22 protein-coding genes are annotated in these 24726 nt (G+C 61.3%); 13 read left to right on the forward strand and 9 right to left on the reverse strand.

Annotated features, from left to right (window positions below):
• Positions 1-96 precede the first annotated feature (96 nt).
• Complete coding sequence (locus RG2_RS24295) at positions 97-1341, reverse strand: alpha-hydroxy-acid oxidizing protein (protein ID WP_033235228.1); 1245 nt, start codon at positions 1339-1341, stop codon at positions 97-99.
• On the opposite strand from RG2_RS24295, the gene RG2_RS24300 reads away from it, so the two are divergent.
• A complete protein-coding gene (locus RG2_RS24300) occupies positions 1340-2329 on the forward strand; it encodes an NAD(P)H-quinone oxidoreductase (protein ID WP_033235129.1) in 990 nt (329 codons plus the stop codon). The two genes, RG2_RS24295 and RG2_RS24300, sit on opposite strands and share 2 nt — an antisense overlap.
• A gap of 16 nt (positions 2330-2345) precedes the next feature.
• On the opposite strand, the gene RG2_RS24305 is transcribed toward RG2_RS24300, so the two are convergent.
• A complete protein-coding gene (locus RG2_RS24305) occupies positions 2346-3548 on the reverse strand; it encodes a cysteine desulfurase-like protein (protein ID WP_033235130.1) in 1203 nt (400 codons plus the stop codon).
• 131 nt (positions 3549-3679) lie between these two features.
• Between RG2_RS24305 and RG2_RS24310 the strand changes: the two genes are divergently transcribed.
• The 6 genes from RG2_RS24310 to RG2_RS24335 all read left to right on the forward strand — a co-directional run bounded on the left by RG2_RS24310 (position 3680) and on the right by RG2_RS24335 (position 9041).
• The gene (locus tag RG2_RS24310) at positions 3680-4243 is read left to right on the forward strand and encodes a bacterial proteasome activator family protein (protein WP_033235131.1); all 564 of its coding nucleotides are present in this window, start codon (positions 3680-3682) and stop codon (positions 4241-4243) included.
• A gap of 64 nt (positions 4244-4307) precedes the next feature.
• On the forward strand, positions 4308-5180 hold the full coding sequence (gene wzm, locus RG2_RS24315; protein ID WP_033235132.1) for a galactan export ABC transporter permease subunit Wzm/RfbD: 873 nt from the start codon (positions 4308-4310) through the stop codon (positions 5178-5180).
• A gap of 11 nt (positions 5181-5191) precedes the next feature.
• A complete protein-coding gene (gene wzt / locus RG2_RS24320; protein WP_033235133.1) occupies positions 5192-5998 on the forward strand; it encodes a galactan export ABC transporter ATP-binding subunit Wzt/RfbE in 807 nt (268 codons plus the stop codon).
• Entirely contained in the window at positions 5995-6906 is a 912-nt protein-coding gene (gene glfT1 / locus RG2_RS24325; RefSeq protein ID WP_033235134.1) for a galactofuranosyltransferase GlfT1, read from the forward strand. Before wzt ends, glfT1 begins: the two co-directional genes overlap by 4 nt.
• Before the next feature lie 160 nt (positions 6907-7066).
• On the forward strand, positions 7067-8167 hold the full coding sequence (gene rsgA, locus RG2_RS24330; protein ID WP_033235229.1) for a ribosome small subunit-dependent GTPase A: 1101 nt from the start codon (positions 7067-7069) through the stop codon (positions 8165-8167).
• 46 nt (positions 8168-8213) lie between these two features.
• On the forward strand, positions 8214-9041 hold the full coding sequence (locus tag RG2_RS24335) for a TylF/MycF/NovP-related O-methyltransferase (RefSeq protein ID WP_033235135.1): 828 nt from the start codon (positions 8214-8216) through the stop codon (positions 9039-9041).
• A 3-nt stretch (positions 9042-9044) separates the two neighbouring features.
• Here the strand turns inward: RG2_RS24335 and RG2_RS24340 are convergent, their stop codons facing one another.
• Positions 9045-10925, reverse strand: a complete 1881-nt coding sequence (locus tag RG2_RS24340; protein ID WP_051730594.1) for a glycosyltransferase — start codon at positions 10923-10925, stop codon at positions 9045-9047.
• A gap of 68 nt (positions 10926-10993) precedes the next feature.
• Positions 10994-11821 (reverse strand): glycosyltransferase, encoded by an 828-nt coding sequence (locus tag RG2_RS24345; RefSeq protein WP_033235136.1) that lies wholly within the window; start codon positions 11819-11821, stop codon positions 10994-10996.
• Between the two features lie 163 nt (positions 11822-11984).
• Here RG2_RS24345 and RG2_RS24350 point away from each other — a divergent pair, with 163 nt between their 5' ends.
• Positions 11985-14192: a putative glycosyltransferase family protein gene (locus RG2_RS24350; RefSeq protein ID WP_033235137.1), complete on the forward strand. Its 2208-nt coding sequence runs from the start codon at positions 11985-11987 to the stop codon at positions 14190-14192.
• Here RG2_RS24350 and RG2_RS24355 read toward each other — a convergent pair.
• Positions 14147-15127, reverse strand: a complete 981-nt coding sequence (locus RG2_RS24355) for a Gfo/Idh/MocA family protein (RefSeq protein ID WP_033235138.1) — start codon at positions 15125-15127, stop codon at positions 14147-14149. The two genes, RG2_RS24350 and RG2_RS24355, sit on opposite strands and share 46 nt — an antisense overlap.
• 2 nt (positions 15128-15129) lie before the next feature.
• Positions 15130-16230, reverse strand: coding sequence for a DegT/DnrJ/EryC1/StrS family aminotransferase (locus tag RG2_RS24360; RefSeq protein ID WP_033235139.1), 1101 nt, complete (start codon positions 16228-16230; stop codon positions 15130-15132).
• A 110-nt stretch (positions 16231-16340) separates the two neighbouring features.
• Between RG2_RS24360 and RG2_RS24365 the strand changes: the two genes are divergently transcribed.
• Together RG2_RS24365 and RG2_RS24370 are read left to right on the forward strand one after the other, a co-directional pair.
• Positions 16341-17057 (forward strand): DapH/DapD/GlmU-related protein, encoded by a 717-nt coding sequence (locus RG2_RS24365; protein ID WP_033235140.1) that lies wholly within the window; start codon positions 16341-16343, stop codon positions 17055-17057.
• Between the two features lie 100 nt (positions 17058-17157).
• Positions 17158-18153 carry a lysylphosphatidylglycerol synthase transmembrane domain-containing protein gene (locus RG2_RS24370; RefSeq protein ID WP_033235141.1) on the forward strand — a complete coding sequence of 332 codons (996 nt, stop codon included), beginning with the start codon at positions 17158-17160 and terminating at the stop codon, positions 18151-18153.
• A gap of 22 nt (positions 18154-18175) precedes the next feature.
• Here the strand turns inward: RG2_RS24370 and rfbB are convergent, their stop codons facing one another.
• A complete protein-coding gene (gene rfbB, locus RG2_RS24375) occupies positions 18176-19180 on the reverse strand; it encodes a dTDP-glucose 4,6-dehydratase (protein ID WP_033235231.1) in 1005 nt (334 codons plus the stop codon).
• 188 nt (positions 19181-19368) lie between these two features.
• Between rfbB and rfbA the strand changes: the two genes are divergently transcribed.
• The 3 genes from rfbA to RG2_RS24390 all read left to right on the forward strand — a co-directional run bounded on the left by rfbA (position 19369) and on the right by RG2_RS24390 (position 22132).
• The gene (gene rfbA, locus RG2_RS24380) at positions 19369-20244 is read left to right on the forward strand and encodes a glucose-1-phosphate thymidylyltransferase RfbA (protein WP_033235232.1); all 876 of its coding nucleotides are present in this window, start codon (positions 19369-19371) and stop codon (positions 20242-20244) included.
• Between the two features lies 1 nt (position 20245).
• On the forward strand, positions 20246-20827 hold the full coding sequence (locus RG2_RS24385; RefSeq protein WP_033235142.1) for a dTDP-4-dehydrorhamnose 3,5-epimerase family protein: 582 nt from the start codon (positions 20246-20248) through the stop codon (positions 20825-20827).
• Positions 20828-20983: 156 nt separating this feature from the next.
• A complete protein-coding gene (locus tag RG2_RS24390; RefSeq protein WP_033235143.1) occupies positions 20984-22132 on the forward strand; it encodes a S1C family serine protease in 1149 nt (382 codons plus the stop codon).
• Positions 22133-22160: 28 nt separating this feature from the next.
• Here RG2_RS24390 and RG2_RS24395 read toward each other — a convergent pair whose 3' ends face one another.
• Together RG2_RS24395 and RG2_RS24400 are read right to left on the reverse strand one after the other, a co-directional pair.
• Entirely contained in the window at positions 22161-23663 is a 1503-nt protein-coding gene (locus tag RG2_RS24395) for an HNH endonuclease signature motif containing protein (RefSeq protein WP_230590194.1), read from the reverse strand.
• 93 nt (positions 23664-23756) lie between these two features.
• Positions 23757-24713, reverse strand: coding sequence for an alpha/beta hydrolase (locus RG2_RS24400; RefSeq protein ID WP_033235144.1), 957 nt, complete (start codon positions 24711-24713; stop codon positions 23757-23759).
• Positions 24714-24726: the final 13 nt, after the last annotated feature.

A 24726-nucleotide genomic window follows, 5' to 3' on the forward strand; every position in this document is an offset into this window, starting at 1 on the left:
GTTGTAGTGTCAGTTGTCACGGCTCCCCAGTTTAGACCTGCATACGCCACATTCAGTCTTCTTCACAGGCCTGAAGTCCTGAAGCGGCCAAGGGCGCTAATGTCCGGAAGTGGCCACCAATAGGGACCTGTCGATTTCCCCCACCGACGACACCCCAGCCAGTCCCATCGTGAGATCGAAATCGGCGAGCAGGCTCCGCAAAGCATGGCGGACGCCGTCCGCTCCGGCCAATCCCAAGCCGTATACCCACGGCCGCCCGTACAAAACCGCCTTTGCTCCGAGCGCCAGCGCGATGATCACGTCCGCACCACACCGAATACCCGAATCCATCAGGATGTCAGCTTCGTGTCCGACGGCCGACGCTATGGGCCCCAACGCGTCCAACGCGGATATCGCCCCGTCCACCTGACGACCACCGTGGTTGCTCACGATGATTCCGTCGGCACCGGCCGCAACCGCGGCGCGAGCGTCGTCGGGATGGACAATTCCCTTGACCGCGATCGGAAGTGACGTCCACTGGCGAAGTTTCGCAATATCTGCCATCCGAACGGCGTGATTGCCGAACAGCGACACCCACGTCAGAACCGCAATCTGCAGTGCCTCCGCACTTTCCTCGGGCGGTGTCGCCAACTTTGCACGGAAGACCGGATCGGACAGATAGTTCGCGATGCCTTTCGCCCGCAGGAACGGCAAGTGCCCCAGTTCCAGATCCCTTGGACGCCAACCCATGCCGGGCGTATCGGCCGTCACCACGATGGCCTTCGCTCCCGCGATGTCAGCACGGCGGACAAGCGATTCGGCAAGCTCGTCGTCCGCCGGCCAGTACAACTGGTACCACCAGTTATCTCCCGACACCGCGCCGACATCTTCGATGGTCGACGAGGCCGCAGTCGACAAAACCGAGCCGATACCCAATTCCGACGTGACCGAACCGACCGCAACCTCTGCGTCGTCGTGTACCAAGCCGAGTACTCCGACCGGCGCGGTCAAAATCGGCGCAGCCAAACGCGTACCGAGCACCTCGACGCTCAGATCACGGGCATCGGGGGCGGCGGCACCTCGAAACATGCGTGGCACTATCGCGTGCTTCTCGAACGCCCGGAGGTTCGATGCTGCGGTGCGTTCGGTCGAAGCGCTGCCCGCGATATATCCGAAGGCTTCGGGTGAGAGTTGCTCACGCGCGGCAGCTTCCAGCCCAGCCGCTGTCATGGGCAGCGACGGGACGGTGCCGCCCAGGCCGCTCAGGTAGATCTCGTTCTGCATGTTCCCGAAGTAAGTCACGACAGCGACGGTAGCGCCAACCCCTCCTATTGCGGGGCGATTCGCTAGCGTCGTATCCATGTACGCCATCACTATCGACCAGCCCGGCGGCCCCGAGGTCATGACCTGGGCGCAGCAGCCCGATCCGGAAGTGCCTCGCGGGCATGTTCTGGTTGACGTCGCCGCGACCGCCGTCAACCGAGCGGACCTCCTGCAACGCCAAGGTTTCTACCCGCCGCCCCCCGGCACGAGTGACGTCCTCGGACTCGAATGCTCCGGCGTCGTCAGCCAGCTCGGCGAAGGTGTCACCGAATGGGCTGTCGGCGACGAAGTGTGCGCACTGCTTGCCGGTGGCGGATATGCCGAGAAGGTGGCAGTACCTGCGACACAACTCCTTCCGGTACCCGAGGGAGTGGATCTGCGAGTCGCGGCATCCTTGCCGGAAGTCGCCTGCACGGTCTGGTCCAACGTGGTCATGCGCGCCGGACTGCGCCGCGGACACACTCTGCTGATCCACGGGGGTGGCGGCGGAATCGGAACTCACGCCATCCAGGTCGGCAAAGCTCTCGGTGCGCGAGTTGCCGTGACCGCCGGCTCGGAGGAAAAACTGGCGCGCTGCCGTGAGCTGGGTGCGGACATCACGATCAACTACCGCGAACAGGACTTTGTCGCCGCTCTCGCCGAAGCCACCGACGGACACGGCGCGGACATCATTCTCGACAACATGGGAGCGTCGTACCTGGGCCGGAACGTGGACGCCCTCGCGGCGGACGGGCACATCGTCGTCATCGGGATGCAGGGCGGACGCAAGGGCGAAGTCGACATCGGCAAGTTGTTGGGGAAACGCGGAAGCATCACCGCGACGGGCCTACGTGGGCGTCCGATAACGGGGCCAGGCGGAAAAGCCGAAATCGTGGCCGACGTTCGAGCCAAACTGTGGCCGTTGATCGCCGACGGTTCCGTCCAACCGGTCGTTTCCATTGAGCTTCCGATCACCGAAGCGCCGTTAGCTCACCAATTGCTGGATTCGCCCGAAACGGTAGGCAAGGTCATCCTCACCGTGAAGTGACGTAACAGGTACGAGATCAGCCGAGCGTGCCGAGTTCGGCAACAAGTTGGTTGATCTCGTATCGCGTCGTATACGGCGCCAACCCGATCGTGACCGCGCCACCCTCGTCGTTGACACCCAACGCGTCGAGGAGGCGCGAATTGCCGTGAGTGCCGCTCATGACCGCAATCCGCTTGTCTGCGAGATGCGCTGCCACCTTGTCGGCAGCCGTACCGTCGAGCGTGAAGCTGACCGTCGGAACCCGCGTCGGTGCATGCCCGATGACCATGACATTCGACAGCGCGGACAGGGACCGCAGCAGGTGCTCGAAAAGGCCGTCTTGATAGTTCTGCAGTGAACTGATCGACGTTTCGAGGCGCTCGCGGCGACTGCCAGTGGCCGATTCATCGAGGCCTGCGAGAAAATCGATCGACGCGGTGAGCCCGGACAGCAGCGCGAACTGATGCCCACCCACTTCGAGACGTTCGGCACCACGCGCGTACGGGTTGAGCGAGACGGCGGGGATACGGTCGAGCAGGCCGGGATCGCGGAACACCAGCGCACCAACCTGCGGACCACCCCAGGACGGCGCACTGACCGCGATGATGTCTGCGCCGAGTTCGGCCATATCCAAATGCGCGTAGGGAGCAGCACCAACAGCGTCGACGACCATGAGGCCGCCGAATTCGTGCAGCCGATCCGCCGCAGCACGCACATTGGGCGCCGAACCCACGATCGGCGAAGCCGCAGTCAAAGCTACAAGTCGCGTCGTGGAGGTAATAAGCTCGTTGAACTGCCAACTAGGTAGTTCGCACGTCTCGATTTCAACTTCCGCCCAACGCACCTGTGCGCCGTACCGACCGGCGACGCGCAGCCAGGGCGCCACATTTGCTTCTTCGTCGAGCCGGGAGAGCACCAGACCGGTACCGAGGCCCAGTCGCGAACTCAGAGACTCCGCCAGCCAGGCCAGCAGGACCGCCCGGTCCGAGCCCAGGACAACACCCGCAGGATCACCGCCGACGAGATCTGCAACGGCGGAACGAGCACTGTCCAGGATTGCCGCGCTACGACGGTTCGAGACGTGCCGACCGGACGACGACGACGCGGCTGCCCGGAATGCGGTGGACACTGTCCGAGAGACTGCGTCGGGAATCTGCATACCCGCCTGCGGGTCGAGGTGGATCCAGCCGTCACCGAGTGAGGGAATCAATCCCCGAACGCGGGCAACGTCGTAAGCCATGCTCGACACTCTAGGGGCATGCGGCTCTGTAGTCGAAGGCAGACACCGAAATACCCGTCAGTACAGTTACTTTTTGGTTACCTTTTCGGGGTTAAGTGCAGTTTGTCGCCCTGACACGACAAGATGGAGCTATGAACAAGCCAGAGGAAGAACGGATACTGGTCATCGGCCCCGACGGCGCGGAGACAAACGGCGCGGAGACGAACACCGATCGGCAAGACGCCAGGGAGCCCGAAGGCGAATCGATCGCCGACATGGTCGAGCAGCCGGCCAAGGTCATGCGAATCGGCACGATGATCAAACAGCTCCTCGAGGAAGTGCGCGCCGCACCGCTCGACGACGCCAGCCGAGTACGGCTCAAGGAAATCCACCGATCCTCGATCCGTGAACTCGAGCAGGGCCTCGCACCGGAACTCCGCGAAGAACTCGAACGGTTGACACTGCCCTTCACCGACGACTCCGTTCCGACCGACGCAGAACTGCGGATCGCACAGGCACAGCTGGTCGGATGGCTGGAAGGCCTCTTCCACGGCATTCAGACAGCACTGTTCGCCCAGCAGATGGCGGCACGTGCCCAGCTCGAACAAATGCGTCAAGGTGCACTACCTCCTGGCATGAGCATCGGCGTCCCGCACACACCGGGGAACCCCGGGCACCCCGACCAACAGTCCCCCGGCACCGGCCAATATCTGTAACTCCGGCCACCACAACACCCGAGGAAAAGTTCGCACTGCACCGGGGCCGGTAGGCTCGACCTCCGTGTCAGCATCCGCAACCGAATCCGAGACGTCGGAGCAACCTGTGCCCGTGTCCGACTCCCAGACCTTCCATCGCGCTTTCAAAGACCTGCGCGATGGACTACGGCAGCGCGAGTTGTGGCTGAGCCTCGGTTGGCAGGACATCAAGCAGCGGTACCGCCGGTCAGTGATCGGCCCCTTCTGGATCACCATCGCCACCGGTGTCCAGGCCGCGGCGATGGGCCTCCTGTACTCCGCTCTGCTGAACATCCCGCTCAAGGAGTTCCTGCCGTACGTCACGGTCGGGTTGATCGTCTGGAACCTGATCAGCGCCAGCATCCTCGAGGGCTCCGAAGTCTTCATTTCCAACGAGGGCCTGATCAAGCAGCTGCCGTCGGCGCTGAGCGTGCACGTGTATCGCCTGGTGTGGCGTCAAGTGTTGTTCTTTGCGCACAACTTCGCGATCTACATAGTCCTCCTGTTCGCGTTCAGCATCTGGCAGAACATGAGCTGGACGGCGCTCGCGGCAATACCCGCATTCGTGCTGATCGTGGCGAACACACTGTGGGTATCGATCGTGTTCGGCATCTTCTCCACGCGGTACCGCGACATCGCACCCATCCTCGGCAGCCTCACCCTGCTGCTGTTCGTGCTGACCCCCATCATGTGGACGACGCAGGCTCTCAAGGATCAGGGCGGGCAAGCCGCAGAGCGAGTGAAGCTTGCCGAACTCAACCCGCTGTACCACTACCTCGAGATCATCCGAGCACCACTTATCGGAACCGATCAGCAGGCATACCACTGGTACATCGTCATCGCCCTCACCGTCGTCGGCTGGGCAGTCGCACTCCTGGCACTCCGCAAGTACCGGGCACGCGTGCCCTACTGGGTCTAGAGGAAAAACACATGAGTCAGCCAGTCAGCATCCACACGCAGAACGCGTGCGTCGACTTCCCGATCTTCGACGCCAAATCCCGCTCGCTCAAGAAGGCTTTCCTCGGTAAGGCCGGCGGATCCATCGGCCGTAACGACTCCGATGTTGTTGTCGTCGAAGCTCTCCGCGACATCACGATGACCCTCAAAGAAGGCGACCGCATCGGACTGGTCGGCCATAACGGCGCCGGCAAGTCCACCTTGTTGCGACTCCTCTCCGGGATCTACGAACCGACCCGCGGAACGGCAACCATCCGTGGTCGCGTCGCCCCGGTCTTCGATCTCGGTGTCGGTATGGATCCCGAAATTTCCGGCTACGAGAACATCATCATCCGGGGCCTGTTCCTCGGTCAGACTCGCAAGCAGATGCTCGCGAAAATGGATGAGATCGCCGAATTCACCGAACTCGGCGAGTACCTCTCGATGCCACTGCGCACCTACTCCACCGGCATGCGCGTGCGCGTCGCCATGGGTGTTGTCACCAGCATCGACCCGGAAATTCTGCTCCTCGACGAAGGCATCGGCGCCGTCGACGCGGAATTCATGAAAAAGGCCCGCGTACGCCTGCAGAAACTGGTCGAACGCTCCGGCATCCTGGTCTTTGCAAGCCACTCCAACGAGTTCCTCGCCCAACTGTGCAACAGCGCGATGTGGATCGACCACGGCCAGATCCGCATGCATGGTGACATCGAAGACGTCGTCCGTGCCTACGAGGGCGACGACGCCGCCGAACATGTCCGCCACGTGATCAGAGACATGGAACGGGAGACGCCCGCGTGAGCACACCCGAGAAGATCATCGGGGTCGTCGTCACACACAAGCGTCGTGAACTGCTGGCCGAATCGCTGAAGGTGCTCAGCACGCAGACCCGGCCGCTCGATCACCTCGTTGTCGTCGACAATGCCGACGAAGACGCGGTGCGTGAACTGGTCGAAGGCGCTTCCCTGCCCACCAGCTACATCGGTTCGAAGCACAATCTCGGCGGTGCCGGAGGATTTGCCCTTGGCATTCTGTATGCATTGTCACTCGGTGCAGACCGGGTTTGGCTCGCCGACGACGACGGTCGCCCCGAGGGACCCGAAGTCCTCGAAACCCTGCTTGCCTGCGCGCTGCGACATGACCTTGCCGAGGTCTCTCCCGTCGTCTGCGACATCGACGATCCCGACCGCCTGGCGTTCCCCCTGCGCCGCGGCACCTCGTGGCGTCGGTTGCGTAGCGAACTCGACACCTCCGAACTCGGCGACGAGGACCTTCTGCCGGGGATCGCATCCCTCTTCAACGGCGCACTGTTCACCGCCGACGCCATAGACGCCGTCGGTGTTCCGGATCTTCGGTTGTTCGTCCGCGGCGACGAAGTGGAAGTACACCGTCGACTCGTACGATCCGGCCTGAAATTCGGCACGTGCCTGAAGACCGCCTACATACATCCCAACGGCGCCGAGGAATTCAAGCCGATTCTCGGCGGGCGGATGCACACGCAATACCCGGACAACGATACGAAGCGCTTCTTCACCTACCGCAACCGTGGGTACATCCTTGCACAGCCCGGAATGCGCAAACTGCTTCCGCAGGAATGGATTCGGTTCGGCTGGTACTTCCTGATCACGCGGCGCGATCCCGCCGGCCTGCGAGAATGGATGCGACTGCGCAAACTCGGTCGGGAAGAGAAGTTCGAGCGCCCGAGTTAATTTAATTCGGTTGCACCGCTCTGCCACCGTCTGAGACGATTCTGCACCGACGCATGGTGCGTCCTGAGATTTTCGAGGAGTGAGTATTGATGACTGTCGTGTTCTGCACCTATCGCACCGTCAATACTCACGATTCTTCGTACTCGAGGACACCTTCACCATGCCAGAAAACAGCACATTACTGACCGAATACGGTTGGAACGCAACACTTTCGGAAACATTCGACGCACTGCTTGTCAATTCACCTGACACGGAACCTGGGCGCGTCATACGCGTGGACCGCGGCCAGTGTGACGTTGCCGTCGCGACCGGTACCGTCCGCGCACTCAGTGGCAGCAATGCACTGTGCACCGGCGACTGGGTTGCAGTCACCAACACTGCGCCCGCCAACACTGCGCTCGCCAACACCACGGGCGAGACCGAAACACCCACGGTCACTTCGATACTCCCACGATCGAGCAGCATCGTTCGATCCTCCGCATCCGGAAAATCCGAAGGTCAGATACTGGCCGCGAACGTCGACACCGTCGTCATCACCACGGCGTCGGACGGTGACGTCGACCTCGGACGCATCGAGAGACTACTCGCACTCGCATGGGAAAGCGGCGCAACACCGGTCGTCGCGCTCACCAAAACCGATGCAGCTCCTGATATTTCCGCCGTTCTTGCCGAAGTTTCCGCCGTCGCACCCGGCGCAACAGTGCTCGCCGTCAGCGCCGAAACCAGCGAGGGAATGGACATACTCGACGCAGTTCTGGACGGCACCGTGGCGATACTCGGTCCTTCCGGCGCCGGCAAATCAACTCTTGCCAATGCGCTCCTCGGTGATACCGCCGCGAGCTGCGTACTCGAAACGGGCCGGGTGCGGGCCGGCGACGGCAAAGGACGCCACACCACCGTGACAAGAGAACTGATTCCGTTTTCCGGCGGCCGGACGCTCATCGACACTCCGGGGCTGCGGGGCGTCGGCATGTGGAACGCCGGCGAGGGTATCGACAAGACGTTCCCCGAGATCGAGGAACTGATCTCGGCCTGCCGGTTCTCCGATTGCGCACACAACTCCGAGCCTGGGTGCGCGGTCGTGGGTGCACTCGAACGCGGTGATATCGACGAGCGGAGACTCAGAAGTTATCGGAAACTACAGCGGGAGAACGCGTGGAACGCCGCACGCAGCGACGCCCGTCTGCAGGCGGAACGCACGCGAGAGATCAAGGTGCTCTCCCGCCGCATCAAGGATCATTACCGGGGCCGAAGGCAGTAACGGCCGAACCCTGGCAGCATGGGAGTGATCCCGACGAGAGGTTGCCATGTTCGAGCAGTTCCGTTCCAGCGCCAGGACCAAGCTTCAGCGTGCGGTATCCGAGGTGATCGAGAACGCCGACCGCCATAATGCCGAGCGCACACGGCAGATTCTCGACGAACTAACACGCTCGCACGACGAACTGGCCGGGGCCCGCGAAGATATCGCGGGCCTTCGGAGCAGAATCGACGAACTGGAATTCCGCCAACGCCGCGACCTTGCCTACGCAGTCGATTTGGAAGCAACCGCGTCGAGCGCGTCGTTCATCCTGGAACACATGCGGGTGGCGCAGACGTTCGGTCATCCTCACGACACACTGCGACACGCATTGAATTTGGTCGAGATTCCAGGAATGGCACTCGAATTCGGCGTCGCATCCGGAACGACCTTGAAGATCATCGCCGACGAATTTCACGAACGTGATGGCATCGTTGCCGGCTTCGACGTGTTCTCCGGGCTACCGGAAACATGGCGAACCGGATTTCCGGCCGGTGAGTTCGCCCAGGAATCTCTCCCCGAAGTACCTGGGGCACAACTTGTTCCAGGACTCTTCGAGGAAACACTACCGACCTTCCTCGATCAGGAACGTGAAACCGTGGCGTTCCTGCACGTCGACGCCGACCTCTACTCGTCGACCAAAACGGTGCTCGATCTACTCGGAGACCGCCTAGTCCCGGGATCGATCATCGTGTTCGACGAATTCTTCAACTACCCCGGGTGGCAGAACCACGAATACCGGGCGTGGACGGAATACGTCACACGCACCGGCATCTCCTTCGAGTACGTCGGTTACACCTTCGACAACGAACAGGTGATAGCCAAGATAGTCAGGTGAGAGTCACTTCTCGTACAGGCGAGCCCAGTTCTCGCGGCTGGTGAGCTGCGGGAACTCCCGGGCGAATGCCTCAGCAACACTTGGCGATTCGGCCAGGAATCGCTTGATCACGCCGGCAAGGCGACCACTCATCTCGGCAGCCGTCTCACTGTCGAAGCGGCGTTCACGCACGCCACCCTGCGAAGCGTCGGTCACGAAGACATGATCGAAGCGTCCGACGTGCCACCACTGCGCGTCCTCGTAGGAGATCGCCACCGGACCCCGCTCGAGCTGGTTGCGAGCCTGCATCACAGCGCGTTTCGCAAGAACAAGATCGGTCCACAGGCCGGTCTTGGGACTGGGCGCAACGCGACGAATCGGCAGCCTTCCCGGCAACTCAGACGCCGGACGAGTCACCGTCTCCGGGAACCGCTTTCGTTCCTGGTTGATCGTCGCCAATGCCTTCTGTCCACCGTCGGCCAGGCCCGCCGGGCCTTCCAGGAATCCCTCGATCGCCCGGATCTGTGTGTGCGCGAGGCCGTACTGCAAACCGACTATCGAATGCGAAATGTCTCGCGCCATTTGCTTGGCCAGTGTCTTCGGCGCAAACCCTGGATCGAGTGCCGCGGTGATCAGACCGTTGCGAGTACTGAAGTAGTGGGCAAAACCGTCGACGTCCTTCCAGTAGAAGTCGGCATGCCAGACCGCGGCCGACGGCAACGTGATGGTGGGGATTCCGGCCCGTCCGGCGCGCAGGCTGTACTCGACGTCGTCCCACTGGAAGAACACCGGCAGGGGCAGCCCGATGCGTTCGATGGCTTCAGCGGGGATCAGGCACGTCCACCAGCCGTTGTATTCGGCGTCCACCCGGCGTTCCGGCAGCTTCTCGAGCACGCTCCGGTTACGGACCCCGTGCTCGTCGGTCGGCACACCGCGCTGAAGGGTGCCCAGATCGACGCGTTCACCCGAAGCCAACAAGTAGTCGGGATTGAACAGGAAAAGCATCTGAGCGCCGATCAAGGCCGGTTCCGTTGTCATGTTCGCAAACGCACTCAGTCGAAGGACCGATTCCGGTTCACACAGAATGTCGTCGTCCATCAGAATCACGTCGGAGTGCGGTCCGGCCTCCGACGCCTCGTACAGTCCTCGCGTGAAACCGCCGGCACCGCCCAGGTTCGCCTGCCGCAGGTACTGCAGGCGCGATCCGAACTTCTTCGACACTTCCTGGAAAAGCTCACGACTCTCCACCGGATCGGTGCCCTGATCGACGACGTACAACGCGTCGAGCAACCCCAACACGCGTTCGTCGGACGCAAGAGCCTCGACGGTGCGCGCACAGTCGTCGGCGCGGTTGAACGTGCAGATCGCTACCGCTACCGGCCGGATCAGCTTCGGTGAAACGACGGACCATTCGACGTCGTCGACAACTGCGCCGCCGCCCTGCGCTTCGAACTGCAACCACAGCGCGCCGCCGTCGACAAAAGTGTCGAGAGGCGCCGTCATGGAAATCTGCTCGGTTCCGGTAACAACGACATTGGTCACGATACGACGGTGACCACCGATGTCGGACGCCTGAATTTGAACGCGGCAGGCCGTCTCGGCTACGACGCGCGCGGTGACGGTGACCTCGGTGACAGCCGTCCACCGCTGCCAGTAGCTGGCCGGAAATCGACCGAAGAAAGTATTGGTGTGCGCAACAGCTCCGGGCTGAAGTCGCAGTTCGAACCGAGATCGTGTCGACATGCCGACCTTGGTTACGGCGTACAACTCGTCACTGGCGACGGGAGAGGTTCCGGTGAACAACGTGCGCTGCGCTACCAGGCGATCCGAGCTCGCACGATGTTCGATCAACTCGACCCCGCTGTCGGACTGCCCGGTGTCGGACTGGCCATCGGTCACTTTCACGGTATCCACACCTCGCAGGGTATCGCGAACCCGCTCACCCCTGCCGCATGCACCAGGCCACGCTGGTTCTACCCGCGGTACCCCGGGCCGGCCACAGCGGCCAGCTCCTTCTTCCGCCGGCGAAGCGACAACAATCCGTTTGCCATTTGAATGACGTCCTTGGGCGAAATCCGGCTTGCATGCGCGAGGTGATCGTCACTGAGACGAATCGGAACCTCCACAGGGCGCACGCCCGCCAATTCCAGCGCGTAGTCCAGTTCCGTCGTAAACAGAAAACCTCGCTCGGCCAAAGCCGGCGCGATCCGGCGCACCAAGGTGCCGTCGACGATGAACGTTCCCTGCGGATCACCCGTCCGGGTACCCAATATGGCTCGTCGAAGGGTGGCAAATCCACCGGTCATGATCGCTCTCAACAGGCCACGCTGCACGTCGGATTCCGCGTGGGCCTTCGAACCGATGACCACGGGAGGAACAGACCCCAAATCAGCCATCACACGGTTCGCGCCTTCGATGTCGCCGAAACCGAACGGCAGATCGTCCGCGGTGAGCAACACACGCTCTCCCCGTGACGCGATGATTCCCGCGCGCAGTGCCGCACCCATGCCTTTGTCACTGGTCATGGGACGGAAAGTCACGCCCGGCCAAGACCAGGCAGCCGACAACGCGGCACACACGTCCGCAGTGTTATCGGTGGAACCGTTCTCCACGACGATGATCTCGACTGGGCTGGTGCTCTTGGCAGGGCTGGTGCTCTTGGCAGGGTTGGCGCTGAAGTACTCGGCGAACTGTCGCACCGTCGACTCCAGTACCTCACCTGAGTTGTATGCGGGGATGACCACCGAAAGCTCCGGCGTAGCTGATTCCCCACGAACGGGTTCCGTCCGCGATGTCGCCACGTGCCGATCTCCTTCTTCCCCGACTGCAGTTCGAACTCGTCGGAATACTACGCTCCAAGGAAATGGGCTCCGAGAAACAGGGCACTGAGAAACAGGGCTCTGAGGGATAGGGCACGCCCCGGGCTCCGAAGTACAGCCATCGACTCGACGACGAAAGCACATCGTGAAATCTGACTTGCCGCTTGCTCAACGCGTAGTGCCGCCGATTCTGCTCGCCGCTCTGGTTTCGATCGTCGCGGCAATCCCACTGATTTCCAATCGCTGGTTCTACTACTGGGACGACAGTGCAGCAGCTTTCACGCCGGGATGGCACACGATCGGCGAACGAATTCTGTCCGGTTCGTGGCCGACGCTCATTCCCGAATTGTGGGCCGGTGGAAACGTCACCGCCGAAGCCCTTTACGGGACATACAATCCCGTGATCCTTCTGGATTCGGTTGCCATCGCGCTCATTCCGAACCTCGGCATCGGGATCACGCTCGTCAAAATGCAATTCATGGCGATACTTGCCGTCGGTGTCTACCTCGTGGCTCGGCAGTACGGCGCAAACCGGTCGATGGCATTCATCGCCGGATTTGCCATGCCATTCGCCGGTTACACACTCTACTTCGACGCTTCCAGTTGGGCATCCGGACTGATCGCCTTCGCGTGGATCCCCCACGTGTGGTGGTCGACGCGGGCCAGTGCACTCGGGCGCGTGAATCCGCTGGTACCGATAGCATTCGGCTATCTCGCCATGACCACCGGCAACCCGTACGGAGCGGTTGGCGTCGCTGTCGTCTATATCGCCGTCATCGCGGAATGCATCGCGATCAAACGGGCAGGCAGTATCCGGTCACTTCTCATCAGTGCCACGGCGATCATCATGATGTCGCTGATCGTGTACCTGCCACTTCTGTTCACCACCGGCGTATCCGTGCGCACGCAGTCCGGCATCGCGAACGACGGCTCGCTACGCCCCGATCTCGGTGATCTGATCAACGTTTCAGGACCTTCCAACCAGCCGTACGTCACGGCATTTGCATCACCTGCCATGACGATTCCCCTGGTCTACCTGGCTTGGTTCCTGATCCCGCTTGCTCCCTGGATTCGATGGAGTTCGCTCAAGGCGCTGGGGCGTCACAGTGTTTCGCTCTTCGTCTTCGGCGGAATCTACGTGGTGCTGCTTCTCGGCCCGTCGAATCTGTGGCTGTTCCGTTGGCCGGCAAGACTTCTCGAATACGGCCAACTGCCCGCCATCGTTGTCGCGGCGGTTGCTCTGTCCGCAGGCTTGCAGCGTGATCGAATCCGCGCGCGATCGATCATCACCGCAGGATTGTTGGCGCTCCAGTTCTATCTCGCCTGGTCGAATGTCCCCGAAGACATCGGCATTCACTTCGCATCGCTGCTCATCACCGTGGTTCTGACGGCCGTCGCTCTGATCGTGGCCTACCGGAAACCCCGATACCTGGCAGGTGCACTCGCGGCCGGAATCGTCGTAGTGCTCAGCGCCCAGACAAACTTCTGGTTCACCGGAAACTACAACGTCACACCGTGGAAGTTCCCGCGGCAGATCGCGTTCCTGGAATCGAAATTCGAAGACCGATACCAAGGAACAACTTTCGCCATCGCCGATCCCGTCAACATTCCGCTCGACAACCAAACCGGACAGTGGGGAGATTTGCTGTTCGGAAATGCCTGGCAGCCTGCGGGCGTCGACGCCGTAAACAGCTACGCGGGAATCAGCTACAACGACTTCGTTCAAGCCCTGTGCCTGAACTACTACGGCGGCGTCCAGTGCCCCGACGCAGTCGATCGACTACTCGCCGAGTCACCGGGCACCGGCGTGTCCTGGCTCGACGCGATGCGCATCGATACCGTCGTCGTTCAGAATTCCGGACCGTACGGTGGAAAAAACGCACTCGACGCCCTTCCCGAGAGCGACTGGACCGTATCGCCCGATCGCGTCGTCACGGTCGGCCGCCGCACCACCGATCACCAGTGGCCGGACGGTCGTGTCTCCGCAACCACACCGGGACTCGATGTTCAGGGCGACGCCGCCGCAACGGATACCCGGGAAACCGTCGAGTACACCGGATCAGGCACGGTCACCTTCTCCCTGCTCGCCTGGCCCGGCTGGACCGCAACCGTAGACGGGCAGTCGGTGGAAACGAAGGCCAGCCCCGGCGGCTTGTTGCAAGTCGATCTACCGCCGAGCGCCGACGCCGGATCGACACTCACCATCGAATTCGCCCCGCCTGGAAGCACATTCGGATGGGGCATCGCCGGCGTCGGGCTACTGGTCGCCTTGTCTCAAGGCGCCTGGGCGTTCCGAACGCGGCGCAATCAGGAAGAAAGCGTCGCAGCGAGCGCAGATTCCGTGACTTCGTGAACCGCACGGTGAGCGGGCAGAATTGACGCCCGCTCACCGTCCGCATCACCCGTTCCCTGCACCAACCCGAGGAAATGCGTCAACTGCGCTGCCAGCGGCTCCTCGCTGTAACGGATCGTCGGAATCTCGATGACCGTCTGCTGCTGGTAGCCGTCCCGATCGGTGGGCATGTTGTCGTCGATGTGACGGTAGATCGTGATGTCGCGACGAAGCAGATCGATCTCGATGAGTCGATCAGCCTCGAGCAACGACAGTTGACGGATCTTGCGCTGGCTGATTCGGCTGGCCGAAATAGTCGCTACCGCACCCGAATCGAAACGCAGAACAGCGTCGGCGCAATCTTCCGACCGGTTCTGCACGGAAGTCGGATGGAAGTATCCGAACTCGCCTTTAGCCAAACTCGGCTCCGAGCCGGCAAATCCGATAGCCAAGTCGATGTCGTGAATCAACAAGTCTGTCGCAACGCCGGTCGGAATGCGAGAAACAAACGGAGAGTGACGAATACCGTTAACCTGCCACACATCGCCGGAGAACTCGCGTGCAGTGCGAACAGCTGGATTGAAGCGTTCGAGGAGACCGCACATCAGCGGAACACCGGACGCGCGTGAACGATCGACCAAGTCGACGCTCTGCTCGTACGTCGCGGCCAACGGCTTCTCCACCAGAACGGGCTTACCCAGATCGAGAACCCGTCCGGCCAACTCGTAGTGGGCCGGTGTGGCTGCGGCAATCACCACAGCGTCGATACCGTCGAGTGTGTCGAAATCCGCAGCCCAGCGCGTATCGAACCGCTCCGCAACAGCTTTGCCCTGTTCCTCGCGCGGCTCGATCAACAACTCCAACTCGCACAAAGCCGACTGCGCGATGACACGCGCATGCAGCGAACCCATCTGGCCGGAGCCGACAAGGGCAATACGGGGCTTGCTCGTGGTCATTTTCAGGCCTCCATAGCGCCGCGCACTGCGGCAACAATCTGATCGACGTCTCCGGCGGACAATGCCGCGTGGACCGGAATACTCAAGCACCGCGACGCCACCGACGTCGCAACCGGCGTGTCCTCGATCACCACACGGGGATGTTCGCGGTAGCACTCGTAGTCGTACACAGCCTTGGGGTAGTAGATCCCGCTGCCGATGTCCTTCGCTGCGAGACGCTCGCTCAATTCGTCGCGAGAAATCGGTGCGTCCTCGGCCAACAACAAGGTGAACTGGTGCCAGACATGTCCGCGGCCGGACAGTTCAGCCGGCAGGATCAGCCCGTCGACATCTTTCAAACCGACTCGTAAGGCTTCCGCATTGCGTCGACGCGCCTCGACCTGCTGCATGTACGTCGCCATCTGCGGCAGCGCCAAGCTTGCCTGTAGATCGGTCATCCGGTAGTTCTGGCCGACCATCTCGTACTGGTAGCGAGCCCGCATACCCTGGTTACGCAGGACACGAAGTCGGTCGGCTGTCGCGTCGTCGTCAGTGGTGATCATTCCGCCTTCGGCGGTCGTGAGGTTCTTCGTCGCGTAAAACGAGAAGCAGCCCAACCCGAAACTGCCGGCGCCGCGCCCCTCGAAGGTCGCACCGTGAGCTTGAGCAGCATCCTCGACGACAGTCAGACCATGCGTCGTGGCCAACGGCATCAACGCCCCCATGTGAGCCGACTGGCCGTACAGGTGGACTGGCATCAGTACCTTCGTACGATCGCCGATTCGGGCTGCAGCGGCAGCGGGGTCCAGATTGAAATCGGACTCGGAAATGTCGGCGAACCTGGCCGTCGCACCGGCCTCGAGAATCGCATTCAACGTGGCAACAAATGTGAACGGCGTGGTCAGAACCTCGTCACCGGGCTGCAGATCCTGAACCTGAAGTGCCGCGATCAGCGCCGTGGTGCCATTGTTCACCGCCACCGCATGACGAGTACCGACCAGAGCCGCGAACTCGTCCTCGAGCCGCTTGACCTTGGGGCCCTGCGCGACGATCCCCGATCGCAGAGTGTCCAGCACCTCGCGCTCGACTTCTTCCCCGAACGAGATACTGGATATCGCGATCACTGAGTTACCTCCGATAGATTCATTCGACTGTCGTCGGAACGAAATACTCCGACAACCAACGAAGCGTATCGAAACGCAATTCGATACTTCGAGAGGATTCCGGAACACGCATGTCTTCACGTCCTGACTGCCATATCCATCCCACCGCCCTGGTCGGCGCCGAAGTACTGATCGGAACCGGTGTGACGATCGGACCGAATGCAGTCCTGACCGGTCCACTCGACATCGGCGACGACTGCTGGATCGGGGCGGGAGCCGTGCTGGGAGCACCACCGGAGATCCTCGGCGCACACCATCCCACCTCGTGGTCCGACAGCGCGGGCCTCGGAATCCGCATCGGCGCCCGAACCACAATCCGTGAACTGACCACCGTCCACCAGGGCAGCGAACGACGCACTGAAATCGGTGACGATTGCTTCGTGATGAACCGTGTCGGCATCGAACACGACGTTCAGGTCGGTGACCGGTGTGTCGTGTCGTCCGGGACTACGCTCGCCGGGCATGTCAGCGTCGGAGACGGCGTCAATCTGGGGATGCATACCGTCGCTCACCAGCGACGCGTCATCGGATCCGGATCCATGATCGGCATGGGAACCGTGGTGGTCAAAGACGTTCCTCCGTTTGCCAAGGCCTTCGGCAATCCGGTGTCACTGCACGGCGTCAACCGGATCGGTATGAGCCGTTCGGGCATCTCCGAAGAAGCTATCGAGGCAGTTGCGGCGATCTACGCCGCCGGAAGCTTCGACGGTTTAGCCGCCTTCCCGGATTCTCTGCGCGACGCCTTCACCTGGTGGCGCGAACGGGCCGACAAACCACTCGTTGTGTAGCTGGGAGAACCCTGGTTGGTATCGTCAGGCAAATGACGAACGGGTGGGAAGTTTCAGGCGCGTGAGTACACCCCCCGAATCCGAACATCCCAAACCCGAAATGCCGGTCGACGATGTCGAGCCAGCCGCGAAGCCGAACACTCTGCGCGGACTGCTCGTCAACGGATTCAAAGTTCTGGTCACCGTCGCGATCGTCATTGCAATCATTTTTGCGGTGAAGTCCCAATGGGCCGCCGTCAAAAGCACGATCACCGAACTGAACTGGTGGACGCTCGCTGCGTCGTCGCTGTTCATCTTCCTCGGCATGGGCGCCGCAGTGCGATCCTGGCAACACGCACTCGGTGCCCTGGAACAACCGATCCCGGCGTTCGACGCTGCCCGCGCTTATCTGGTCGGCCAACTCGGCAAGTACCTTCCCGGCAGTGTGTGGGCATTTGTGCTGCAAACGGAACTCGTGAGGCGCGCCGGCGTGTCCCGGGCCGCAGGCTTTGTCGCAGTGCTGGTCACGGTCGGGTTGAGTACAACTTCGGCGTTGGTCGTGGGACTCTTCGGTCTACCTGCTCTGTTCGAGGTCAGCACGGTAGCAGCGGTCGGCGTGATCATCCTGGTACCGATCGCATTGGTCTGCGCGTACCCACCCGTCCTCACCCGTTTGGTGAACCTCGCGCTGAAATTGCTCCGCCGCGCACCCCTGCACAAACCGCTCACAATGCACAAAATAGCCCTCGCGCTGGGTTGGTGCGCAGCTAGTTGGGTGCTCTACGGCATCCAACTGTGGCTGCTCGCGTCCAGCTCGGCGGGATTCGAAATTCGTGGGCTCGTCCAATGCATCGGGGCTCTCGCCCTCGGTATGTGCGCGGGTGTCCTGGTATTTGTCGTCCCGTCCGGAATCGGTGTCCGCGAAGCCGTCATCGTCGCGGCGCTTTCGCCGTTCATGGATGCGGGCGTCGCGCTCGGCCTCGCGCTGGCGTCGAGGCTGCTCTTCACCCTCTGCGAAGTCTTTGCCGGCGTCGTGGCTGCGCTCTCGGGATCGCGGGTCCTGCGCAACGCTCTCGTGCACGAGCGTTCCCGGGTACCCGCTCCCAGCAAAGCCTGAGCTGACAAGTCCAGTAAGCCGCTCAGTCCACGACAGCTTCCGAAGCTGAATAGCCTGCCTCGGTGACAGCCTTCTGTGGACGCCACCACTGTTCGTTGTCGCGATACCACTCCACGGTGGCTTCCAATCCACTGCGGAAATTGCGATATAACGGCTGCCATCCCAGTTCCCGTTGAATTCGCGTCGGATCGATCGCGTACCGCATGTCGTGCCCTGGACGGTCAGTGACAAAGTCGAATTCGTCTGGTTTGCGCCCGAAAATCTCGAGCAGGGCTGCAATCACCGTCCGGTTATCCGTTTCACCATCCGCGCCAATCAGGTACGTTTCGCCCGACTTGCCTCGTTCCAGGATGTCCCAGACCGCACGATTGTGATCGTCGACGTGAATCCAATCGCGAACGTTGCGACCTTCCCCGTACAACCGGGGACGCACACCGTCGATCAGATTTGTGATCTGGCGCGGGATGAACTTCTCGACATGCTGAAACGGGCCGTAATTGTTGGAGCAATTGGAGATCGTTGCCTCGATCCCGAACGAACGCACCCATGCCCGCACAATCAGATCGCTCGACGCCTTTGACGCCGAATACGGACTCGAAGGGTTGTACGGCGTCGACTCGGTGAATCGCGTCGGGTCATCCAGTTCAAGATCGCCGTACACCTCGTCCGTCGAGATGTGGTGATACCGAACCTCATGCGCCCGAACAGCCTGCAGCAGCGAGAACGTGCCCATCACGTTGGTTCGGATAAACGGTTCCGGATCACTCAACGAATTGTCGTTGTGGCTCTCCGCCGCAAAATGCACCACCGCATCGGATCGCGATACCAACTCGTCCACCAAGCCCTGATCGGCGACGTCACCGTGAATGAAGTGGATACGATCCTCCACCTCGGCAAGTGAGCTCCGATTACCGGCATAGGTGAGAGCATCGAGAACCGTAACCTCGACGCCTGGACGCGAAGTCACCGTCTGGTGAACAAAATTGGCGCCGATAAACCCGGCACCCCCGGTGACCAGCAGTCGCACGTTCATCTCCTCAAGCTTGCCGAACCCTTCGAACCTTACCGCCCGTCGGCGCCTGACCGGTTTGCTCGTCGGATCTGACCGCTTTGCCCATCAGTGCCCGATCCGTTTGCCCATCGGTGCCCGATCCGTTTGCCCATCGGTTCCCGATGCGTTTGCTTCGATATGCGCACGTGCAGGACACTGCACGTATGCGTGGAATCATTCTGGCCGGCGGCACAGGCTCTCGCCTGCACCCGATCACTCTCGGAGTGAGCAAGCAGATGCTGCCGATCTACGACAAGCCGATGATCTACTACCCGCTTTCCACGCTGATGTTGGCGAACATTCGCGACATTCTCATCATCACCACGCCGCACGACTCCGAACAATTCAGGCGCCTACTCGGTGACGGTTCCCAATTCGGGGTCAATCTGACCTACGCGATCCAGCACGAACCGAACGGACTCGCAACAGCATTCGTCCTTGGCGCCGAACACATCGGGAGCGAATCTGTTGCACTTGTCTTGGGCGACAACATCTTCTACGGTCCGGGTCTGGGCACCCAGTTGAAGCGATTCTCCGACATCGACGGAGGGGCGATCTTCGCCTACTGGGTCTCCGATCCCACCGCCTACGGGGTCATCGAGTTCGACGACGCCGGACGCGCGATCTCCATCGAGGAAAAGCCGGAATCCCCGAAATCGAACTACGCCATACCCGGACTGTATTTCTACGACAGCGACGTTGTGGACATCGCGCGAGACCTGAAGCCCTCCGACCGAGGCGAATTCGAGATATCCGACGTCAATCGCCACTACCTCGACGCGGGTCGTCTACAAGTCGATATCCTCCCCCGTGGAACCGCCTGGCTCGACACCGGCACCTCGAACTCCCTTCTCGAAGCCGCCAACTACGTGCGGACAATCGAGCATCGTCAGGGCCTCAAAATCGGCTCACCCGAAGAAGTTGCCTGGAGGCAGGGATTCATCACCTCCGACCAAATGCGCTCCCAAGCAGAAACATTGGGTAAATCTGGCTACGGCGATTACCTCCTCGCCCTACTCGAACACGGCAAGGAATGGTGACATGGACATCCGCGAACTGAAAATTTCCGGAGCTTGGGAAATCACTCCCCGACAGTTCGGAGACAACCGCGGCGTTTTCCTCGAATGGTTCAAGAGCTCCGCATTCACGGCCGCAACAGGCCGCAACCTCGAACTGGCGCAAGCTAATTGCTCGGTTTCTGCAGCGGGCAGTCTGCGCGGAATCCACTTCACCGACACACCTCCCGGGCAAGCCAAGTACGTCACCTGCGTCAAAGGGGCCTTCCTCGACGTGATCGTCGACCTGCGCGTCGGATCCCCGACATTCGGCGAATGGGATTCCGTCCTGATCGACGACATCGACCGCAAAGCGGTCTACCTGTCCGAAGGCCTGGGGCACGCCATTCTGTCCCTCGAGGACGGATCGACTGTCATGTATCTCTGCAGCATCGAATACTCCCCGCAATTCGACCGCGACCTCGACCCTTTCGATCCGGAACTGAACATCGCCTGGCCAACAACCGACCGGGCAGGTCACCCCCTGGCCTACGAACTGTCTGCAAAAGATAGTGCCGCACCATCACTCGAGGCACTTCGCACACAAGGACTCTTGCCCAGGTTCTAGGGGCCCAGGTTCTAGGCGCCCAGGTTCTAGTGCCCCGTTTTGTGACCGCACCACCGCCGAATCGGTAATCTGCACCAAAATAGATACACCGGTACTGGTAACCGACGGGCATGGGTACACAGGCGACATGGGTACACCGACGACATGGGTCCACGGATGAGCGAAGACAGTGGTAGCCGCGGCACCAAACGGGGCCTGTGGATCGCCGTACTGCTCGTCCTGGGACTCGGTGGTCTCACGCTGGCCGCGCCGCCGCTGACACCGAGCTCACTAATACCGAACTCACTGCAACCGAACTCACTGCAACCGAATGCCCAGTCACCCGTCACGGTCATCACCACCACCCCGCCGCCGCCTGCGATTTCGCTGACGCCACAAGAACTGGTCGCGCGGGTCGTCTCCAGCATTGTCACCATCACTTCGTCCGCCAGGTTCACCACCACGGCAGGAACAGGTATTGTCCTGTCTCCGGACGGGGTGGTCTTGACCAACCATCACGTGATCAGCGGTGGCACCGAAATCACGGCCGTGAACATGTCCAATGGACTGATCTACGACGTAGAAGTACTCGGTTACGACAGCGGCCAAGACCTCGCAGTACTCCGGCTCGTCGGAGCGTCAGACCTTCCAGTTGCCACCGTGGGAAGCTCACAGACAGCCGCGCGAGGCGATCCCGTTACCGCCATCGGAAATGCCGATGGAGAAGGAGTTCCACTTCCTGCGCTCGGCACTATCACCGGTTTCGGGGTCACAGTCAACACTCGCAATTCGACGGATGGCTCACGAAATCAGCTGAAGGGCCTCATCGAGGTCAATGCCGACATCCGGCCCGGCGATTCCGGCGGACCACTTGTGAATGCTGCTGCCGAATTGATCGGAGTCAGTAGCGCCGGCAATGCCATCGCCATCGAAGATCGAACGGAAATCTCACCCGCCCCGCAGTCTTACGCGATCCCGATCGACACCGCGCTTCCGATTGTCGACCAAATACTCAGTGGTCGCTCCTCGGAGACGGTACGTGTAGGCCCCACGCCGGTGCTCGGCGTGGCAGTCAAAGATCACGTGGGGTCCCCGCCTGGTGCGGAAGTGGTTGCAGTGAGCTTCGATTCGCCAGCAGAGCTTGCCGGGTTGACCGAAGGTGACGTGATCACGAATTTCGGGGGAGCTCCCATCGCCTCGACGTCCGACCTGAATATCGCGATGAGCATGCGTCACCCTGGCGATACGGTCGACCTGATCTGGTTCGACGCGCAAGGCCAACAGCGGTCAGGTTCCCTCGTCCTCGACGAGGGACCGCCGCGTTGAACTGCCACGTTGACCTGTATCAAGCTCTTCAATTCGGCTCAGGATCTTGATCCTCTCTCGAAGACCGTCTCTGCCGATTCGGGTCTCCTCGATGTAGTTTCTTGCGCCACGCAATGATCGAATGCGCTCGTTCCAGCAATTCTCGTGGATGGTGCCGGGAGTTCACTCGAGGCCGCCGTTCCGGATCGATATGCGCCGGCGGTGTCCACTCCGTTCTTCCGGTGTACCCGTCGTTCTCGTTCCGCGCGTTGGTGATCCAGCCCTGCGAGCCCTTTTTGACGAGACCGTGGCAGCTGTCGCAGACGAGTGTGAGGTTTTCGATATCGGTGAGCCCGTCATCATTCCATTCGGTCATGTGGTGGACAGCGCACCGCGAGGGTGGTGCGTCGCAATCGGGCCGCGTACATCCCCGGTCAGCTGCAATAAGTGCCAGGCGCTGATCAACAGTCGCGAGGCGCTTCCCACGACCGAAATGCAGCGGGCGGCCGTCATGATCGAAGAGAACCAACACCGGATGGGATTTCTCGGACATCGCGAGCGCGTCCCGAATCGGCAGAATACCGCCGGTTGCCGTGGTTGCCACGCCACCGATCGATTCCTCCAACTGCTCCAATGTCATGGTGACGATGACTGTCGCGGGAAGGCCGCGATGGTTGCCCAACACACCTCCGTCGAGGACACATTTCAACAGCGCTGAAAATGCGTCGTGGTTTCGCTGACCGGCGGTACGTGTGTCACGTGACGCTGCTGCCGCAATTGCCGACTCGCCCACCTCAGAGCAGTCCCCGCCAGGTGATTCCGGATCATCCGGGTTGTTCATCCCTGGTCTCGCCCATTTGGCCAGCACAACATCAAGTTGTGCCTTTGCAACCGGATCGAGCTCACCGGAGATCCGTGCCATCAGATCTGCGTCCTGTCTGCGCACACTGAGGTACCGCCGACGTCGCCGATCCCTGTCATCGGTTAGTTCACCGTCTGGGTTGAGCCAAGCCAATGCCTCGATGCCGGCAGCCGTCACTCCTTCCGGAGTGCCCGTGCGCGCGTATTCGGCGAGCACCATTTCGAGGCTTTGTCGGTCTTCGAAATCAAGTGCCGCAGGCGCTTTGTGCATGACATCCGCGATCGCCGATATGTGATCACGGCCGATATCCCCGTCACGTGCTGCATCAGCGGTTTCGGGGAGCACCGCGGGAGTCTGCTCCCCGAAGGCCGAAACTTGTTGCACCACAGACCGTGCCGCCCGCACACGCCGTGACGCGTCCGACGCAGAAATACGGAGAACCTGCACGAGCAGTTGATTCGGCGACCGAAGCCCCTGTCCCACGTGCAGGCTACGTTCCATTCCTTCGGCCACGAGTTGATAACCAACAGCATCGATCAGCCGAACTGTTCGCTCGAGATCTCGCAATGCAGAGATGATTCCGTCGTCGGTCAACGCCGCAGACGAGCACTGCACCAATTCTTCGGCAGCGCACGACAACACATCGACCAACTGGCGATGACCCCCGTCATCTGGTGCAATATCGCTCACTGAACCCCCCGGTTCGAACTTGCACCACACCCTATTCCGAGGGTCCGACAAGAAACTCCAGCAAGACGAGCGTCAGATGAACACCGTCAAGACTCAGGCGATGCGCGCCCGAATAAACGTTGCGACGTCACGGAGAGCTGCACGGCTTTCCGGAAGACTCGGCCACACCGCTGGGAAAGCGTGAATCTGCCCGTCCCAGATTTGCAGTGAACATTCGACACCGGCTATCGAAAGTCGTTGCGCCATCAGTTCCGCGTCCACTCTGAGCACTTCGGATTCCGCTGCTATCAGCAGCGACGGCGGAAGTCCTGCAAGGTCTCCGTCGACCGGCGACGGCATTACGCCGCCCAACGAACCGATTGCTGTCAAGGCAGAAACCGGGGCGATGACATCGCGTCGAGCATTGGCATGTGCAGATTTTGCGGTGCAGTCCAGGTCGAGGAATGGCGACAACCCAACCAACCCTGCAGGCGCAAGATCAGTGGCAGCCGCCGCCAACGCTGTGGCGAACGCCAGAAATCCGCCCGCCGAATCACCGGCGAAGACAGTCTTTTCCGGTAATCCGCCCTGCGCGAGAAGCCAGTGATACGCACTCAGGCAATCATCAACCGACCCACTGATGCTCGTGTACGGCAACTGCCGGTACGCAAGATGCAATACAGGCAGCCCCGTCCGCTTGGCAATGCTCGCAACCACTGGACGATGTGTGTTGAGGCCGCAACACATGAAACCGCCCCCGTGCAGGTACAAAACCGCTCCGTCGCGAATATCGGCCGTAGAACCGGCTGTGCGCACCAGTTCTCCGTCGAAGCCCGATCCCCCGCTGGAATCAGGAAAACGAATCATCTCTCGATCGATTCCCGACGGAATTCGCATCCGTGCCGCCGAGTCCAATACCGCTGCGCGCCGAATTGCGCCGTATGTCAACGGCGCCACTCCGACAACCGGACGCACCATCGCGCGACACACGTTGTATAGAATCCGCGACGAGGTACTCGGGCTGCCGAACCGCGTGCCGGTTCGGCGAGTGATTATCGGAGACAGGGACATCCGCCTAGATTAA

The sequence above is a fragment of the Rhodococcus globerulus NBRC 14531 genome (assembly GCF_001894805.1).
GTDB classification, from domain to species: domain Bacteria; phylum Actinomycetota; class Actinomycetes; order Mycobacteriales; family Mycobacteriaceae; genus Rhodococcus_F; species Rhodococcus_F globerula.